Source organism: Kitasatospora sp. NPDC059722, assembly GCF_042733235.1.
In the GTDB taxonomy this organism is placed as follows: Bacteria; Actinomycetota; Actinomycetes; order Streptomycetales; family Streptomycetaceae; genus Kitasatospora.
The window spans coordinates 22,288-38,948 of the sequence record NZ_JBHWGD010000074.1 but is presented as its reverse complement, the minus strand read 5'-3'; the positions used below and the strand labels follow the sequence as shown (position 1 = coordinate 38,948).

The 16,661-nt window shown below is 73.8% G+C and carries 15 protein-coding genes and 3 pseudogenes; 13 read left to right on the top strand and 5 right to left on the bottom strand.

Going from position 1 to position 16,661, the window contains the following annotated elements; translation table 11 throughout:
- The 7 genes and pseudogenes from ACFV4F_RS33495 to ACFV4F_RS33465 all read left to right on the top strand — a co-directional run.
- Nucleotides 1–252, top strand: a pseudogene (locus ACFV4F_RS33495) (metal-dependent hydrolase); the annotation flags it as partial.
- Nucleotides 253–370: 118 nt separating this feature from the next.
- Nucleotides 371–769 carry a (2Fe-2S) ferredoxin domain-containing protein gene (locus tag ACFV4F_RS33490; RefSeq protein ID WP_380508256.1) on the top strand — a complete coding sequence of 133 codons (399 nt, stop codon included), beginning with the start codon at nucleotides 371–373 and terminating at the stop codon, nucleotides 767–769.
- 121 nt (nucleotides 770–890) lie between these two features.
- On the top strand, nucleotides 891–1,568 hold the full coding sequence (locus tag ACFV4F_RS33485) for a hypothetical protein (RefSeq protein ID WP_380508253.1): 678 nt from the start codon (nucleotides 891–893) through the stop codon (nucleotides 1,566–1,568).
- Nucleotides 1,569–1,684: 116 nt separating this feature from the next.
- Entirely contained in the window at nucleotides 1,685–3,253 is a 1,569-nt protein-coding gene (murJ, locus tag ACFV4F_RS33480; protein ID WP_380508250.1) for a murein biosynthesis integral membrane protein MurJ, read from the top strand.
- A 77-nt stretch (nucleotides 3,254–3,330) separates the two neighbouring features.
- Nucleotides 3,331–4,089: an AAA family ATPase gene (locus ACFV4F_RS33475; RefSeq protein WP_380508247.1), complete on the top strand. Its 759-nt coding sequence runs from the start codon at nucleotides 3,331–3,333 to the stop codon at nucleotides 4,087–4,089.
- Nucleotides 4,090–4,110: 21 nt separating this feature from the next.
- Entirely contained in the window at nucleotides 4,111–4,716 is a 606-nt protein-coding gene (locus ACFV4F_RS33470) for an AAA family ATPase (protein ID WP_380508244.1), read from the top strand.
- An 89-nt stretch (nucleotides 4,717–4,805) separates the two neighbouring features.
- Nucleotides 4,806–5,426: a hypothetical protein gene (locus ACFV4F_RS33465; RefSeq protein WP_380508241.1), complete on the top strand. Its 621-nt coding sequence runs from the start codon at nucleotides 4,806–4,808 to the stop codon at nucleotides 5,424–5,426.
- 66 nt (nucleotides 5,427–5,492) lie between these two features.
- Here the strand turns inward: ACFV4F_RS33465 and ACFV4F_RS33460 are convergent, their stop codons facing one another.
- Nucleotides 5,493–5,624: a hypothetical protein gene (locus ACFV4F_RS33460; RefSeq protein WP_380435407.1), complete on the bottom strand. Its 132-nt coding sequence runs from the start codon at nucleotides 5,622–5,624 to the stop codon at nucleotides 5,493–5,495.
- Between the two features lie 2 nt (nucleotides 5,625–5,626).
- Complete coding sequence (gene lanL, locus ACFV4F_RS33455) at nucleotides 5,627–8,353, bottom strand: class IV lanthionine synthetase LanL (RefSeq protein ID WP_380508238.1); 2,727 nt, start codon at nucleotides 8,351–8,353, stop codon at nucleotides 5,627–5,629.
- 197 nt (nucleotides 8,354–8,550) lie between these two features.
- Between lanL and ACFV4F_RS33450 the strand changes: the two genes are divergently transcribed.
- Complete coding sequence (locus ACFV4F_RS33450; protein ID WP_380508236.1) at nucleotides 8,551–10,209, top strand: LCP family protein; 1,659 nt, start codon at nucleotides 8,551–8,553, stop codon at nucleotides 10,207–10,209.
- 128 nt (nucleotides 10,210–10,337) lie between these two features.
- On the opposite strand, the gene ACFV4F_RS33445 is transcribed toward ACFV4F_RS33450, so the two are convergent.
- The 3 genes and pseudogenes from ACFV4F_RS33445 to ACFV4F_RS33435 all read right to left on the bottom strand — a co-directional run bounded on the left by ACFV4F_RS33445 (nucleotide 10,338) and on the right by ACFV4F_RS33435 (nucleotide 12,090).
- Entirely contained in the window at nucleotides 10,338–11,180 is an 843-nt protein-coding gene (locus ACFV4F_RS33445; RefSeq protein ID WP_380508262.1) for an Ig-like domain-containing protein, read from the bottom strand.
- A 72-nt stretch (nucleotides 11,181–11,252) separates the two neighbouring features.
- Nucleotides 11,253–11,324: pseudogene (locus ACFV4F_RS33440) on the bottom strand (single-stranded DNA-binding protein); the annotation flags it as partial.
- A gap of 25 nt (nucleotides 11,325–11,349) precedes the next feature.
- The gene (locus tag ACFV4F_RS33435) at nucleotides 11,350–12,090 is read right to left on the bottom strand and encodes a glycine-rich protein (RefSeq protein WP_380508233.1); all 741 of its coding nucleotides are present in this window, start codon (nucleotides 12,088–12,090) and stop codon (nucleotides 11,350–11,352) included.
- Nucleotides 12,091–12,365: 275 nt separating this feature from the next.
- Here ACFV4F_RS33435 and ACFV4F_RS33430 point away from each other — a divergent pair, with 275 nt between their 5' ends.
- From ACFV4F_RS33430 to ACFV4F_RS33410, 5 genes and pseudogenes are all read left to right on the top strand, one after another.
- Nucleotides 12,366–13,736, top strand: coding sequence for an ammonium transporter (locus ACFV4F_RS33430; protein WP_380435411.1), 1,371 nt, complete (start codon nucleotides 12,366–12,368; stop codon nucleotides 13,734–13,736).
- Entirely contained in the window at nucleotides 13,736–15,082 is a 1,347-nt protein-coding gene (locus tag ACFV4F_RS33425) for an ammonium transporter (RefSeq protein WP_380435412.1), read from the top strand. Before ACFV4F_RS33430 ends, ACFV4F_RS33425 begins: the two co-directional genes overlap by 1 nt.
- 62 nt (nucleotides 15,083–15,144) lie before the next feature.
- The gene (locus ACFV4F_RS33420; RefSeq protein ID WP_380435413.1) at nucleotides 15,145–15,618 is read left to right on the top strand and encodes a hypothetical protein; all 474 of its coding nucleotides are present in this window, start codon (nucleotides 15,145–15,147) and stop codon (nucleotides 15,616–15,618) included.
- A gap of 14 nt (nucleotides 15,619–15,632) precedes the next feature.
- The gene (locus ACFV4F_RS33415) at nucleotides 15,633–16,241 is read left to right on the top strand and encodes a MarR family winged helix-turn-helix transcriptional regulator (protein WP_380435414.1); all 609 of its coding nucleotides are present in this window, start codon (nucleotides 15,633–15,635) and stop codon (nucleotides 16,239–16,241) included.
- 126 nt (nucleotides 16,242–16,367) lie between these two features.
- Nucleotides 16,368–16,661: pseudogene (locus ACFV4F_RS33410) on the top strand (hypothetical protein); the annotation flags it as partial.

Below are 16,661 nucleotides of genomic sequence, written 5' to 3'. Positions count from 1 at the left end.
GTCACCGAGGCCGTCAACGCGCAGCTGGCCGCCTGGGTCGCCGCCGACGCCGCCGTCCGCATCGAGGTGCCGGGCCCCGAGCTCACCGCCCGCCGCCAGTGGCACTGCGAGCTGCCCGAGGGCGGCGCGCAGATCTCCTGCGGCGGCACCCACCTGCACCACCTGGGCGAGCTGGCCGAGCTCCGCACCGAGCTGCGGCTGTCCGAGGACGGCACCGAGCTCGTCGCCGTCACCCGCCCGAAGCGGGCCTGAGGACCGGGCGCGCCGCACCGGCTGGGCCTGAGGACCAGGCCCCGGAACGCCACGGGCGGCGCCCCCCCGGCCGGCGGCGGGGGCGCGAGGCCGCCTGGACCCGCGCCCGGGCCGGCCGGTGAGCCGCCGCGAGGGGCGGAAGAAGGAGAGCGCCGCGGCGCGCTGCACGGTGACGGTCTGCCGGGGCTGCTGCTGCGGCACACCGAAGGTCCCCGGTGTGGACCACGCCGCCCAACTCGTCCGACTGCGCACCGCGTTGGACGGCGTGGCGACCGTCCGCCCGACCACCTGCCTGGACGCGTGCGAGCAGGCCGACGTGATGGTCGTCCAGCCCTCCGCCGAGGGCCGCCGCGCGGGCGGCCGCCCGGTCTGGCTCGCCCTCGTCAACGACGCGGACGCCGTCGCCGACATCGCCACATGGGTCGCCGACGGCGGCCCGGGCCTCGCGGACCCGCCGGGCGTTCTCGACCTCTACGAGTTCCAGCCCTCCCGGCGGATCCGGGAGGCGCTCGACTGAGGCCGTCCGGCGCCGCTCGACTGAGGCCGTCCGGTGCGGAATTGGGGGCGCTCACGCCCCCGGAACCCGGTACCATCGGCGGGCCTGATGTCGGATCGGAAGCGCCGGGGGACGGGGACCGATGGCCGGAACGATCACTCTGTGGGTCTTCGGACTGCTCTGCTTCGTCGTGGCCTTCGCGCGCGAGGCCGCGAGCGGCGCCGGGATCAGCCTGCCCGGACCCAAGACGACCGGGGCGCGGTTCGGCGTGGTCGCGGTCGGGGTGCTGGCGCTGGTCCTCGGGACGGCGGTGCGGCCCAAGGGCGACGATCCGAAGCAACTGCCCACGCCGACCGGCGCCGTGGCGTCATCGGTCTCCACGCCTTCCGCAACACCGGCGCCCGCCACCTCCGTCGCCGCGCCGCCGTCCCCGTCGGCCACCGGACCCGTCCAGGTCTGGAGCGGCCAGGTCGCCGTCCCCATGGAAGGCGGCATCGACTTCGACCTGACCCCGCCGTCCCGCGCCGCCGGCTTCGCGCACGGCATCTACGCCGGCGGCTTCACGCCGACGACCGCCAACCTGCACGACGAGATCCAGATGGACCACGACCAGTTCGGCATCTGGTCCGGCCAGTCGGCCCCGACCGGCGCCCAGTGCCGGGACTGGGCGATGACGCACCCCGGCCAGGACGCCCACGTGAGCATCGGCTCGCTCGTCTGCCTCCGGACCCCGGGCGGGCGCACGGCCCTGATCAGGATCGACTCGATCGCCCCGGCCGACTACCTGCTGAACGCGACGGTCACCCTCTGGAAGGACTGACCGGGGAACCACCGACCGGCACCCGGGCGTCGGTTCATTCCATGATCGGATGGAAGACACGCGGACGGCACGCCTCCCCGGGGCGGACGAGCGGATTACGGCGCTCCTCGGCGCTGATGGCCGCCGGCACGGTGGTCTCGCGTGCCACCGGCCTGATCCGCCAGGTGCTCCAGGCCCACGCCCTGGGCGTCGGCCTGCTCGCCACCACGTACAACCTGGCCAACACCGTCCCCACCAGCCTGTACTTCCTGCTGATCGGCGGCGCGCTCAACTCCGTGCTCGTCCCGCAGCTCGTCCGGGCCCGCGCCGAACACCTCGACGGCGGCACCGCGTTCGAGCAGCGCCTCGTCACGCTCGTGCTGTGCCTCCTCGCCGCCGGGACGGCCCTCGCGGTCTGGGCCGCGCCGGACGTCATCGCCCTCTACCAGAGCGACACCCCCGACACGCACGCCGCGTTCGAGCTCACCGTCGTGTTCGCCCGCTACCTGCTGCCGCAGATCTTCTTCTACGGCGTCTTCAGCATCTTCGGCCAGGTCCTCAACGCCCGGGACCGCTTCGGCGCGATGATGTGGACCCCGGTCCTCAACAACGTCGTCCTCATCGCCATGTTCGGCCTGTACATCGGCCTGCTGAACGCCCCCGACCAGGTCTCCGGCATCACCCCCGACCAGGTCGCCCTGCTCGGCACCGGCACCACCGTCGCGCTCGCCCTCCAGGCGCTCTCCCTCGTCCCGTACGCCCTCGCCGCTGGCTACCGTCCGCGCCCGCGCTTCGACTGGCGCGGCACCGGCCTGCGCAGGAGCGTGAGCGCCGCCCGCTGGACCCTGCTGTTCGTCCTCGCCAACCTCGTCGCGAGCACGCTCGTCACCCGCTTCGCCTCCGCCGCCGACACCGCCCTCCCGAAGGACGGCGTCGGGTACACCGCCTACACCTACGCACAGCAGATCTGGACGATGCCGCAGTCGATCGTCACCGTCACCCTCGTCACCGCCCTGCTGCCGCGCATGAGCCGCGCGGTCGTCGAGCACCGCATCGGCGACCTCCGCGCCGACCTCTCCCGCTCGCTGCGGATCAGCGGCGTCGTCATCGTCCCGGCCGCGTTCGCCTTCCTCGCCTTCGGCCCGCAGATCGCGCAGCTCCTCTTCGCCCACGGCGCCACCGACCCCACCACGGCCGTGCCGCTCGGCCACATGCTCCAGGCCTTCGGGCTCGGCCTCGTCCCGTTCTCCGCGCAGTACCTCCTCCTGCGCGGCTTCTACGCCTTCGACGACACCCGCACCCCGTTCCGCCTCGCCCTGTGGATCGGCGCCACCAACGTCGCCCTCGCCGCCGCCTGCCACCTGCTGCTCCCGGCCCGCTGGGCCGTCACGGGAATGGCCGGCGCGTACGCGCTCTCGTACGGTGTCGGCCTGCTCCTGACGGCGGTCCGCCTGCGCCGCCGTACGGAGGGCCTGCTGGACGGCCGCCGGATCTGCCGCACCTACGGCAAACTGACCGCGGCGGCGGCCCTCGCGGGCGCGGCCGGCTGGCTCGTCGGCCTCGGCTGCACGGACGGTGCCGTGGCGGCCCTCCGCGCCCCGGTCCTGTCGCTGGCGGCGGGCGGCCTCACGATGGCGCTCCTCTTCCTCCTCCTCGCCCGGCTGCTCCGCATCACTGAACTGCGCGCCCTGCCCGGCCTGCGCTGACCGGCTCCCGGAGGCCGTTGTCAGGGCCGCTGCTTATGGTGGGCCGAGCCGTACACGAACCAGGGAGGGCGAGAAGAGTGATCGTCGAGAGGATGCGCGTCCACCGGGAGATGCTCACCGAGCGGCAGCTGTCGCAGTGGCCGTGGACGGTCCCGTGCGTGCGGGGCCTGCTCGGCGGCGGCATCGCCTTCCCGGCGCCCGTGACCTTCCTGGTCGGCGAGAACGGCTCGGGCAAGTCCACCCTGGTCGAGGCCCTCGCCGAGGCCTACGGCGTGGACAACTACGGCGGGCGGGCCGGTGCCCGCTACGCCGGCCCTAGGGAGCGCGGAGAACTCGGCGAGTACCTGCGCCTCGACTACACCGAGCGCGGCCGGGCGATGGCCTCCGGCCCGCGCTCGCGGCGCAACGGGTTCTTCCTGCGGGCCGAGACGGCGCTGCAGATGATGGAGGAGAAGCAGGGGCGAGGCCGCTACTGGAACGAACGCACCGACCTGATGAGCCACGGCGAGGGCTTCCTCACCGTCTTCGAGTCGATGTTCCGCGAGCCGGGCCTCTACATCCTGGACGAGCCGGAGGCGGCGCTCTCCTTCACGTCCAGCCTGCAACTCGTCGGCCTGCTGCACGAACTCGGCCGCACCGGGGCCCAGGTCGTGTGCGCCACCCACTCGCCGATCCTCGCCGCCACCCCCGGCTCCGCCGTCCTGGAGGTCGGCGACCACGGCATCCGGCCCACCCGCTGGCGGGACCTCGCGATCGTCGACCACTGGCGCCGCTACCTGGAACGCCCCGAGGCGTACCTGCGCCACCTAACCGGCCCGGCGCAGCCGCCGTCCTGACCGGCCGCCTACGGTGGCCGTATGCACACCAACCACAGCCCGTGGGACGTCCTGCTGATCGGCGGGGCCTCCGGGCTCGGCAAGAGCCTCGCCGCCGCCCGACTCGCCGCTCGGCACGGCGCGTTCGTCGTCGAGTTCGACGACGTCGTGGCCGCCCTGCAGGCCGCGACCTCCGCCGCGACCCACCCCGGCCTGCACCACTTCGACGGCCTCGCCGACCCCGACGCGGACCTGCCGGCCGACCGCGTCCTGGAGCTGCAGATCGCCACCGCGCACGCCCTGGACGACGCGCTGCTCGGCGTCGTCCGCAACCGCCTGACCGTGGACGTGCCCGCGATCGTCGAAGGCGACTACCTCACCCCGGCCGCCGCCGCCCGCGCGGTGGCCGAAGCCCGGGCACGCGGCCGCCGGGTACGCGCCCTCTTCCTCCACGAGGACGACCCGGCCGCCATCGCCGCCAACTACGCCCACCGCGAGCCCGAAGACGGCCCCCAGCCCGCCCGCGCCACCGTCAGCGCCCGCTACTCCCACCACCTCGCCGCCCAGGCCCGCAGCCACCACCTGCCGGTGATCGCCTGCCGCCCCTACGACACCCTGGCGCAGCGCCTGGCCGCCGCCCTCTCCTGACGGCACGGCACCACGGTGGCTCCACCGCCGTATGCGCTCTCGGGTGCGTAGAGTCGGTGCAACATGATCAAACAGGGGAGCGGGCCGGCGTGCACGACAAGATGTTCGAGCTGATGGACGAGCAGCGCCGCACGAACGGGTTCCGGACGCTCGGCGAGATGGCCGTCCTCGCCGAGACCAACACCGTCTTCGATCCGTTCTCGACGCTGATCGCACGCGACGCCGAGATCGGGGAGGGCAACACCTTCTTCCCCGGCGTCGTGGTGCGGTGCGACGGCGGGACGTGCTCCATCGGCAGCGGCAGCACCTTCCACCCGTCGACGCTGCTGCTCGCGGCCGACGGCGGACGGATCGTCGTCGGTGACGGGTGCTCCCTCGGCCCCGGCGGGGTGCAGATCAAGGCCAACCAGCCCGGCTCGCTGCTCTCCGTCGGCGACCACGCGCGGCTGCTCAACGGCGCCGAGGTCGTCGGCTCCAGCGTGATCGGCGACGGCGCCCAGGTCATCGGCGCCATCTCGGCGCAGAGCGTCCGGCTGGCCGGGGGCGACGACTTCACCGGCCCCGACCCGGACCGCCGCGGTGCGGTACTCAAGGGGTCGGGACTCGCGCGGGGGATCCGGCTCGCGGTCGGCGACGTCGTCAACGGTCTCGGCGACTTCGCCGCGGCTCCCGTCGAGCGTCAACTCGCCTACCACCCGCGGAGCAGGTGACGAGCGGCATGCCCACCGGGCCCGCCGACCGCCCGGGGGCGGGATGCCCCCGGGCAGCCCGACCGCTCAGTCGACCGGGTGCGCGGCGAGGTCGACCAGGTCGAAGCTGCGGTGGCCGGTGTCGCAGCACATCATCGGCTCCAGCGGCTGCTCCTCGGTCTCGGGCAGCTCCTGCAGTTCCAGGACGGTGCTCTCCATTCTCACTCCCCCTTTCCGTGGCTCGGGTGGTGCGGGCCCGTGGCCGGCCGGTCGACCAGCCACGATCGGGGGCCGCCGTGGTGACGGCGGAGCAGGAGGTCGAGCACGCCGCCGAGGCCCACGTTGTAGGCGGCGGTGACCTCGCGCAGGGTGTCGTCGGGGACCAGGTACCGGCCGTCACGGCGCGCGGCGCGCAGGGTGATGGCGTGGACGAGCGCGTCGGCCCGGGCGAGGTGGTGCTCGTCGCCGGTGGCGGCGTGCAGGTCGAGGAGCAGTTCGGCGTTGCCCGCCAAGCCGTGGCAGGTGCCCGGCCCCAGGCGGTGGCGGTCGCGGTGCACGGCGACCGCGGCGCCCTCGGCGTGGGCGAGGTGGCGCGGGTCCCCGGTCTCCTGCCACAGGCGCAGCAGGAACGTGCCGATGCCCGAGGAGCCGTGGCACCAGTAGTTCAGGCCGGGGCGTTCGGTGCGGCCGGGGCCCTTGGGCCAGTACGCGGCGCCGTCGCGCCACTCGGTGAGCGCGCACAGGGCCTCGCCGCCGCCGAGGGCGATGTCGGTGAGCTCGGGCCGCCCGAGGTCGCGGCCGGCGGCGAGCAGGAAGGCGGCGTTGCCCGCGACGCCGTGGGCGAAGCCGTAGGTGGCGGAGCCTGCGAGTTCGGCACGGACCGGCGGGCCGAGGGGCCAGTCCACGCCGGGTGCGGCCGCCAGCAGGCGCAGCAGTCCGTCCGCGCACCGGGCCGTCCGGTCGGCGAAGTGCCGGTCGCCGGTGCGGTGCCACAGGTGGAGCTGGGCGAGGCCGGCGCCGGCCAGGCCGTGGCACACGTCGGTGGCGGCGGAGTCGAGCGGGATGCGCAGGGCGTAGGCGAGGGCCCGGTCGGCGAGGCGGCCGTCGTCCAGGGCGGTCGCCGCGTCGTGGAGGGCCCAGGCGGTGCCGGAGCGGCCGAAGTAGAGGCCGGGCAGGACCCGGCTGGGCTCGGTGAGCCGCTCGTCCAGCCAGTCGGCGGCCTCGCGCAGTGCGGGGCGGGCGGCTTCGTGGCCGCAGCGGACGGCCCGGGTGAGGACGGCGAGCACGCCGGCCGCGCCGAACTGCACGTTGCAGGGGTCGCCGTGCGGCAGGGACCTCGGGGCGGGCCAGAGGTGTTCGGCGTAGCGGTCCATGGTCGCGGCGAGGTGGGCGAGGCCGTCCTCGATCAGGCGCTCGGGCGTCGGCTCGGGCGTCGACTCGGGCGTCGGTGAGGCCGTGGGCGGGGCCGGGGCCGGGGCCGGCGACGGCCGTGCGTACGGGCGGTGGTCCTGGGCGAGGTACTCGGCTGCCCGGGGGAGCGTCCAGCGCGTGGCGGGGGCCGCCGTGAGGCCGGTGACCACGGGGGCGAGGCCGCGCAGGGCGCCGTGGTCGGCGGCGGCGACCAGGGCGGCGAGCCGCTCGCCCGCCGGTCGGGCCGGTGTGCTGTCGGCGGCGAGCACCGGGCTGATGCCCGTGGTCGCGTGGAGCAGGGTCACGCCGAGGCTGAAGCAGTCCGCCTCGGGGCCGGGGGCCGGGCGCGGCGCCGGTCCGTCCGCGGAGCCGAGGTGCTCGGGGTCGGTGAATCCCGGTGTACCGGCGGGGTGGACGGTGGTGCCGCGGCGGACGGCGAGCTCCAGGTCGACCAGGACCGGCCGGTCGTCCGGGGTCATCACGACGTTGCCCGGCTTGAAGTCGCGCAGCACGAGCCCCGCGGCGTGCACCTCGGCGAGCAGCCGCACGAGGTCGCGCGCGAGCCGCCGGGCCGCCGGTGCGGGCACGTGGCCGTCGCCCCGTTCCAGGTGCTCGGCGGTCCACTGCTGGAGGTTGCGGCCCGGGACGAGCTCCTCGGCCAGGAACAGGTGGCCGCCGGACTCGAACAGCCCCAGTACCCGGGGCGTGATGCCCCGGGGAGCGAGTTCCGCCAGGACCTGCGCCTCGTGGCGCAGCCGGTCCCGGGCGTCCCGGCCGTCCTGGTCGGCGGCGACGTGCGGGCGGGCCTCCTTGAGGAGGACGCGCTCGCCGGTGCGGGTGTCCTCGGCGCGGTAGACGCCGCCCCGGTTGGAGTGCCGGACCGCCTCCTTGACGAGGTACCGGTCGGCGAGCAGGACCGGGCTGCCGCGGCGGCGGGGAGGGGCGGAGGTGGTGGTGGCCGGGGGCCGGAACGGGTCCTCGGCCCAGGGCGGGGGCGAGAACCACGGGTGGCGTTCGTCCGCGCACACGGTGCCGTCCGGGGCGGTGAGGCGGCCCTCGTAGAACCCGTCGTCGTTGAGCACCCGCGGCCGGGCGAAGCACCCGTAGCGGTAGTGCACCACGCTGTCCGGCCGGTAGCGGCGGTCGGAGAGGATGGCGGGGCCGGGCATCCCGGCGGTCGCTTCGTGCAACTCGCGGGCGATGACGAGGAGTTGGCCGTCGTCGACGGGGTAGGCGGTGAGGAACTTGCCGGACTGCGCCCGCGGTGCCCGGGTGCCGGTCAGCTCGGCCGTGACGCGCGGGGAGGCCGCGAACTTGAAGGCGCAGCCGTGCGCGATCAGCACCCGCCCCGCGCGCTCGATCACCTGCGGCGCCGACGCCAGGGTCGCGGAGACGTGGAGCTTCCAGCCCTGGCGGCGCGGACGGTGGTGCGGTGGGGTCACCATCAGCCACGGTTCGAGGTGGTGGACGCGCCAGTCGGTGGTCGGATCGGACCGTTTCAACAGCTCTGCGAGGACTGACCGGTAGGGCGAGAGCACGCCGTGGATTCTATCGGTGCTTCGGAAAAAGACTATCCCGCAAGGTAATTGACGGATTATCAGAAGCCAAATCCAGCCTCCTCGACGTCGGAGTTTCCGCCGGGCGTGCGTGATCCGCGCCACATCGTGCAACATGCTTGGTCCGTCAGTGACTCTCAGAACCAGGAGAGTTGTCGTTCGAGGACGGGGTAGGCGGCGTGGGCCAGAGGCGGAGTGGTGGACGGGTCACCGGCGGCGCGGCGGAACGCGGCGCGGCCGGGAGACGGTCGCCGGCGCTCATCGTCGGCCGGACGGTGGCGTGTTCGGTGGGGCTGTCGGTGTTCGCCGCCAGCGGCGTGGTCTGGTACGAGTACACGTCCCTGACCGACGGGATGACCACGTCCAACGCGATCGCCGAGACGAAGAAGGACGCCCCCAAGCACCTCGACAACTCGGTGAACCTGCTGCTGATCGGCCTGGACAGCCGCAAGAACATGGACGGTTCGGACGTCGACCCGGCCATCGTCCAGAACGAGCTGCACGCCGGTGCCGACTCCAGCATCGGCGGCTACAACACCAACTCGCTGATCCTGCTGCACATACCGGCGAACGGCGGCAAGGTGCAGGCGGTCTCCGTCCCCCGCGACGACTGGGTGATGACCTACAACGGCGACGGCTCCGAGATGGGCATGGCCAAGATCAAGGAGGCCTACGGCAACGCCAAGGACCGGTTCGACAAGAGCTCCAGGGCCAAGGGGCTCAAGGGCGCGGACCTGGAGAAGGCCGGCCGGGACGCCGGGCGCGCGGCCACCATCCGGACCGTCCAGCGGTTCGTCGACCAGCCGGTGGACCACATCGCCGAGGTCAACCTGATGGGTTTCTACGACATCGCCAAGGCGCTGGAGCCGATCGACGTCTGTCTGACCCACCCGGTGGACGACCCGATCATCTCCCGGACGCCCGGCCACGAGGGCGGCGGCACCGGACTCAAGCTCCCGGCCGGGGTCAGCCACCTCAACGCCGCCGACGCGCTCTCCTTCGTCCGCCAGCGCCACAACCTGAACGACGGGCACGGGAATTCGGACGACTTCGCCCGCACCCACCGCCAGCAGGCGTTCATCTCCTCGGTGATGCACAAGCTCAAGCAGCAGGGCGTCATCGGCGACCTCGGCGCGATGCAGAAGCTGTTCGGCGTGGTGCAGAAGGACCTCGTCATCGACAACGAGTGGAACATCCTCGACTTCGCCCAGCAGGCCCCGGCGCTGACCGGCGGCAACGTCGAGTTCAACACCCTGACCTACGACACCGGCGGCAAGAAGGGCGACCCGCCGCAGGACGTCAACCTCGTCACCCCGGCGAAGATCCAGAAGGTGGTCAAGCAGGTCTTCGGCGGCGCCGACGCCGCCGCCCCCGTGGCGGCCCCGAGCGACACCCCGACCGGCAGCGCGACGGAAACCCCGGCCGCGCCCCCGGCCCCCACCCAAGCGGCCGCCCCGGCCACCGTGGACGTGTTCAACGCCTCCTCCGCCGCCGGGGTGTCCTCCGCCAACGAGGCCAAGGTCCTGGTCGGCATGGGCTTCAAGCAGGGGACGACCGGCCCGGCGCGCACCAAGTCGAAGACCACCACCGTGACCTACGGCAAGGGCGCCAAGGAGGCCGCCGACCAGATAGCCGCCCGCTACGGCGTCACCGCCACCGAGTCGGCCTCGGCCGGCGTCGGCCGGGTCGTGGTCACGCTCGGCACGTCCTTCGACGGCGTCGCCTCCGACCGGCCCGCCACCCCCGCCACCGCCCCGAGCGACCCGGCCGCCAACCTCCCGATGCAGGGCCCCAAGGTCGACGCCCAGTCCGACGGCGGGATCCCCTGCGTCTTCTGAGGTCCCGCGGTTCCGACGCTCGGCGCCGGGCCCGCCGCATGGGCCCGGGCGAGTCCGGGGCCATGCGGGTCGTTCGGTGTGCGGCTGCGGCTGCGGCTGCGGCTGCGGCAACGGCTACGGTTACGGCACTATCGGCACTGGCCGGTGCGCGGGCCGGTCGTCGTGTTGTCGGCCTGGCGGAGGTCCGGTGTGTTGCCCTCGCAGCGCAGCGGGCCGGTGACGGTGTTGGCATCGACGACGGCGACGGCGCCGCTGTTGCCGGTGATCTCCACGGGGCCTGTGACGGTGTTTCCGGCCACGTCGACGCCTCCGGTGCCGGCGTCCACCGTCAGGCGGCCGTGGATCTCGTTGCCGGCGCAGCCGTTGGCTTCGACGGCCGACCCGATGCGGACGAGGCCGCTGCTCCCGTGGACGGTGACGGCACCCGCCGGCGTGGATCGGCAGATGGTGAGCGCGAGGGCCCCGTCCGCCGACAGCTTCCCGTGGATCTCCGCCCCGGAGACGGCCAGTGCGCCGCCCGGCCGGACGGTCACCGGGCCGTCCTGGGTGGCGCCCGCCGCCAGGGCCCCCGCGTGCCCCGAGGCGACGGGGAGCGGGCCGGGGGGGGGCGCCGGCGCGCCCGCCGTGCGGAAGACCGCCGGCGCGTCCGCCGCCGGTGCGCTGCTCGGCGCGTGGCCCGGGTCGCCGCCGTACGTGGCGGTGACCGGGTGGCTCCCGGGCTGGAAGGCGGCGGTGGTGAAGCTCGCGCGACCGTCGGTCAGCGGCACGGTGGCCAGCGGCGCCGTTCCGTCGGAGAACGTGACCGTCCCGGTCGGCGTGGGCGCCTCGGGGTCGGCCGCGGCGACGGACGCCGTGACGGTGACCGGGTGGCCGAACAGCGGCGTCGCGGTGTCGGCGGACACCGCCGTGGCGGTGTCGTACCGGTACGAGACGACGGCCCGCCCGCCGCCGTGGTTGACGCCCTGGAGCAGCGCGACACCCGTGGCGTCCGGGGCGGCGTAGCTGCTGCCGCCGCCCCCGCCGGCGCCGTAGAGGTTGCCGGGGTTGCCGCCGCCGGAGCCCCCGGCGCCGCCGAAGTAGCCGCCTCCGCCGCCACCACCGCCGTTGCCCCCGCGGGCGCCGTTGCCGCCGCTCCCGCTGTCAGGGTTGCACTGGCCGGTCGTAGTCGCCGCCGGGCGTGCCGGGGCCGCCGAGGGCGGAGTTGGGGCTGCCCGTCCCGGGGGCGGTCCGGCTCCCGCCGCCGCCCGCGACGCCCGAGCCATCGGGGCCGCCGCCCTGGCCGCCGGGCTCGCCGGCCGGGCCGCCGCCGTTTCCGCCGTGCAGCAGCGGCCCGCCGTTGCCCGCGCCGCCACCGCCGCCCGCGACCAGCACCCGGTCGCCGGCGCCGAAGGCACCGGTGCGGACGTCGGAGCCACCGCCGCCGGAGCCGCCGCCACCGTGCGCGCCGCCGCCGCCCGTCCCGTGGCCGTACCCGCCCGGGCGGGCGAACTCGCCGTGCCGGGAGCTGCCGGGGACGCCCGCCGCGCCGAGGGTGATCTGCAGGGTCTGGCCGGGGAGCACTGCCAGCGTCGCGCGGGACTCGCCGCCGAGGCCGCCGGGTGCGCCGGTGTTGGGCGGGTTGGGGAGGACGTAGCCGGCCGCGCTGCCGCCCTCGGCGCCGAACAGGTCGACGGTCACGGCGCTGACGCCGTTCGGGACGGTGAAGGTGTCCGTGCCCGCGGCGGTGTACGTGCAGGCGGGCGTGGCGGTGGTGAGGACTCCGCCGGTGCCGCAGGGCGACCCGGCGGGGGCTGCGGACGCGGGGGACGCGGCGGCGGGGACGAGGGCGGCGGCGAGCAGGCCGGTCGCACCGGCGAGTGCCGTCAGGGTGGATCTGTTCATGAGGGCACAGCCTGGTGGCGGACCCGCCGGTAGACCACTGGTGATCCACACGGTGCGCGGGCTTCCCGGTCGGGTGGCCGCACAGTCGGGCCGGACGGAAGGCCGAGGCCACGGGTTGTCAAAGAAACGGCCAAGTCCCTCAACAAGCTGTTGACGGACTCCGGCGGCACCTCTACCTTCCTCGACGTCTGGCGGAATTACATTTCCGCATTGCGGAATGATGGCCATCATGCTGCGCGCCCCGCACACTCCTCCCCGACCCGGAGAGACCTCGGATGCCTAACACTCCCGATACGGGCAACACGGCCTGGCTCATGGCCAGTACGGCCATGGTGCTGCTGATGACCCCCGGCCTCGCCTTCTTCTACGGCGGCATGGTCAAGACCAAGCACGTGCTGGTCATGCTCAAGATGAGCTTCGTCTGCCTGGCCCTGGTCACCATGCTGTGGCTGGCGATCGGCTACAGCCTGGCCTTCGGCAAGGACGTCGGCGGCCTCGGCCTGATCGGCTCGCCCGCGCACTGGATGATGCACGACATCGGGATGAACAGCCTGAGCGGCTCCATCCCGACCGTCGTCTTCTCGGCCTTCCAGATGGCCTTCGCGATCATCACCGTCGCCCTGATCAGCGGTTCGATCGCGGGCCGGGCGACGATGCGCGGCTGGCTGTGGTTCGTGGTCGCCTGGACGCTGTTCGTCTACGTGCCCATGGCGCACTGGGTGTTCGCGCCCGACGGCTGGATCACCGCGCACCTCGGCGCGCTCGACTTCGCCGGCGGCATGCCCGTGGAGATCAACTCCGGTGCGGCCGGCCTGGCCGTCGCGATCGTGGTCCGCAAGCGCAAGGACTTCGAGCGCGAGACCATCCGCCCGCACAACCTGCCGCTGGTCGTGGTCGGCCTCGCGCTGCTGTGGTTCGGCTGGTTCGGCTTCAACGCCGGGTCCGCCCTCCAGACCGGCGGCACCGCGCCGATGGCCTTCCTCAACACCCAGCTCGCCGCGTGCGGCGCGATGGTCGGCTGGCCGCTGATCGAGAAGTGGCGCCTCGGGCACGTCGAGATGCTCGGCGTCGCCTCCGCCGCCGTGGCCGGCATGGTGGCCATCACCCCGGCCTGCGGCGAGGTCTCCCCGGTCGGCGCGCTGGTGATCGGCTTCGTCGCGGGCGTGGTCTGCGCCTTCGCGATCAACCTCAAGTACAAGCTGCGCTACGACGACACGCTCGACGTGGTGGGCGTGCACGGCTGGGGCGGGATCGTCGGCGTGCTGGGCATCGGCCTGTTCGCCACCTTCCAGATGAGCGGCAAGAAGGGCCTGTTGTACGGCGGCGGCGTCGACCTCCTGTGGCGTCAGGCCGTCGGCGTCGTGGTCTGCGCGGCCTTCTCGTTCGGCGTGACGTGGCTGATCGCCCAGGTGATCGAGAAGACCGTCGGCTTCCGGGCCGCCGAGGAGTACGAGCACGTGCCCGGCGCGGAGGAGGAGCAGGCGTACGACGACGAGACGATCGCCGAGATCCGCCGGCGGCTGACCGCGGCCCGGGTGCCCGTCACCGTGGGCGCGAGCGGCGCGGAGGCCGGTTCCAGCACGGTGGACGCCGAGCTGCTGGCCGAGCTCCGGCAGGTCCTCGAACGGCGTGAGCAGGAGAAGTGATGCCCCAGAGCTTCGACACCGGCAACGCCGCCTGGCTCATCATGGCCGCCGCCATGGTGCTGCTCATGGCGCCCGGACTGGCGTTCTTCTACGGCGGCATGGTGAAGACCGGCCAGGTCATCGCGATGCTGAAGATGTGCTTCGGCTGCGTGGTGCTGGTCGGCATCATCTGGTTCGCGCTCGGCTACAGCCTGGCCTTCGGCCACGACGCGGGCGGGCTCGGGGTGATCGGCGACCTCGACCACGTCTTCATGTCCGGCGTCGGCCTGACCAGCCGCACCGGCGACACCCCGACGGTGACCTTCTCCGTCTTCCACATGTCCTTCGCCATCGTCACGGTCGCGCTGATCAGCGGCTCGGTGGCGGGCCGGGCGAAGATGAAGGGCTGGCTGGTCTTCGCCTCCGCCTGGACCCTGCTGGTCTACGTCCCGATGGCGCACTGGGTGTTCGCCCCGGACGGCTGGGTCGCCGCACGGCTCGGCGCGGTCGACTTCTCCGGCGGCACGGTCGTCGAACTCGCCTCCGGTGCGGCCGGGCTGGCGCTGGCGGCGGTCGCCGGACGGCGCGAGGACTTCGAGCGCCAGCCGATCCGCCCGCACAACCTGCCGCTCGTGGTGATCGGCCTCGCGCTGCTGTGGTTCGGCTGGTTCGGCTTCAACACCGGCTCCTCGTTGGGCGTGCCCGGCGCGGCGGCGATGGCCTTCGTCAACACCCAGTTCGCCGCCGGCGCGGCCATGGCGGGCTGGGCGGTGACCAGTTGGTGGCGCACCCGCCAGGTCGGGCTGCTCGACATCAGCATGGGCGCGGTCACCGGCATGGTCGCGATGACCCCGGCGGCCGGCGACGTCACCCCGCTATGGGCGTCGGTGATCGGCTTCCTGGCCGGGCTCACCTGCGCCTTCGCGATCAGCTGGAAGTACCGCTTCGGCGTCGACGACACCCTGGACGTGGTCGGCATCCACGGCTGGGGCGGCCTGTTCGGCATGGTGATGGCCGGCCTCGCGGCGACCGGCGCGATGACCGGCAAGAAGGGCCTGTTCTACGGCGGCGGCTGGGACCTGCTCGGCAAGCAGCTGGTGGCGGTGCTGGTGATCGGCCTGTTCTCGTTCGCGATGACGGCGCTGATCGGCAAGGTCGTCGACCGCACCGTCGGACTGCGCCAGTCGCACGCGGCGGAGGAGCACGAACAGGTCTACCAGAACGACTGGGACGTCCAGTTCAAGGAGATCGCCGACGCCCTGCGCGGCAGCGGCATCGACGAACGCGGCCCCGAGCACGACCCCAGCGCCCTGCTCGACCAGGTCCGCCGCATCCTGGCGGCCGACCCGGAGCAGCTGCGGGAGTGACGGCGTGCACCCGCCGGGCCACCGGCCGTTCCGACGGTCGGCGGCTCGGTTAGGGTGATCATGTGACAGGGGGACTGCGGGGTACGCGGGAACGGTGGCGGGCGCAGCCGCGCTGGGTGCGGTGGGTCCTCGCGGCCCACCTGACCGGCTTCCTGGAGGGCACCACCGCCCACGCGCTCGACCTGGTCAGCGGCGGGATCCACGTCTACGCCTCCTTCGCCCCGCTGCCGCTCCAGGTGTACTTCGTCGCCCTGGTGGTGCTGGATCCCCTGGTCGCCGTGCTGGTGGCACTCGTCCGCCCGGCCGGGGTGCGGCTGGGCCGGGCGGTGATGGCGCTGGACGTCGTCGCCAACTGGATCGTCAACTGGCCGCAGCTGCGGGAGGACCCGGCGTGGCTGCTGCGCCCGGTCGGGCTGCTGCCGATCACGCTGTTCGGCGCGTTCGTCCTCGCCACGTCGGTGCCGCTGCTGCGGGCTCTGCCCGCACGTCCGCCCCGCGGGCCGTCCGGGCTGAATAGACTGGTCGGCCGCCGGTAGGAAAGGAATCCCCCGTGGGTGGTGCGGAACGTGAACCCGACTCCCTCGACGCTCGGTTGATCGACGCGGTCGAGCGGCTCGGGGACGCCGGGCGGGCGATGCTGCGGGACGCCGCCAAGCGGGAGGGGCTCTCCGTCACCCAGGCGCAGCTGCTGCTGCGGGTCACCTCCCCGACGGCGGGGCCGCAGAGCACCGGGAGTTTCGCGCGCTGGCTGGAGGTGTCGGCGCCGACCGTCAGCGATGCCGCCGCCGCCCTGGTGCGCAAGGGGCTAATGGAGTCGGTGCCGGACCTCGCCGACAACCGGCGCTCGTCCTGGGTACCGACGGGACCCGGTCGGGAGGTCGCCGAACGGCTGCACGGCTGGCGCGATCCGCTCACCGGCGGGCTGTCCGCGAGCGCGCCGGAGGACCGGGCCACCGCGCTGCGGGTCCTGCTGGAGGCGATCGCCTCGCTGAACCGCACCGGGCGGATCACCGTCGCCCGTACCTGCCTGACCTGCCGCTTCCTGGGCGACGAGCACCCGGACGGCCGGGCGGGGGAGTGGTGCGGGCTGCTGGAGGCCCCGCTCGGCGCGGCGGACCTGCGGGTCGACTGCCCGGAGCACGAGCCCGCAGCGCGCTGATCGTTCGTCAACTCACCCTGGACGGCTGCCGGGCAGGTCCTTGCGCCGCGCCTCGGTGCGTTGGTAGCTTCGCGGTAGTTAGGACTCCTAATTGGAGTCCACCGGTTCAAGGACCAGAGGACGGCCATGACGCCTGCGCCCATTCCCGGCTACCGCTACGACGACCCCGAGCTGCCCGGATCACCGGTCACCGGCGGCGACTTCGAAGGCCTCGCCGCGGCAACCCTGTTCTCCGACGCGGACGTCACCGCACTCAAGCTCGCCGGCGAGGTCCTGGCCGACCAGACCGAGCAGATCCTGGACGTCTGGTACGGCTTCGTGGGGGGGGGGGGCCCCCCCCCCGCCGCCCCCAACCCCACCACACCAAACACACACCGACACCCACACCCCACCGCCCACCCCCCCCCCACCCCCCCCCGC

Excerpts from the sequence above, each read along its gene's own strand:
- ACFV4F_RS33485 (WP_380508253.1), top strand. The coding sequence starts at position 891 with ATGGCCGGAACGATCACTCTGTGGGTCTTCGGACTGCTCTGCTTCGTC.
- ACFV4F_RS33470 (WP_380508244.1), top strand. The coding sequence starts at position 4,111 with ATGCACACCAACCACAGCCCGTGGGACGTCCTGCTGATCGGCGGGGCC.
- ACFV4F_RS33425 (WP_380435412.1), top strand. The coding sequence starts at position 13,736 with ATGCCCCAGAGCTTCGACACCGGCAACGCCGCCTGGCTCATCATGGCC.
- ACFV4F_RS33435 (WP_380508233.1), bottom strand. The coding sequence starts at position 12,090 with ATGAACAGATCCACCCTGACGGCACTCGCCGGTGCGACCGGCCTGCTC.
- murJ (WP_380508250.1), top strand. The coding sequence starts at position 1,685 with ATGGCCGCCGGCACGGTGGTCTCGCGTGCCACCGGCCTGATCCGCCAG.
- ACFV4F_RS33460 (WP_380435407.1), bottom strand. The coding sequence starts at position 5,624 with ATGGAGAGCACCGTCCTGGAACTGCAGGAGCTGCCCGAGACCGAGGAG.
- ACFV4F_RS33430 (WP_380435411.1), top strand. The coding sequence starts at position 12,366 with ATGCCTAACACTCCCGATACGGGCAACACGGCCTGGCTCATGGCCAGT.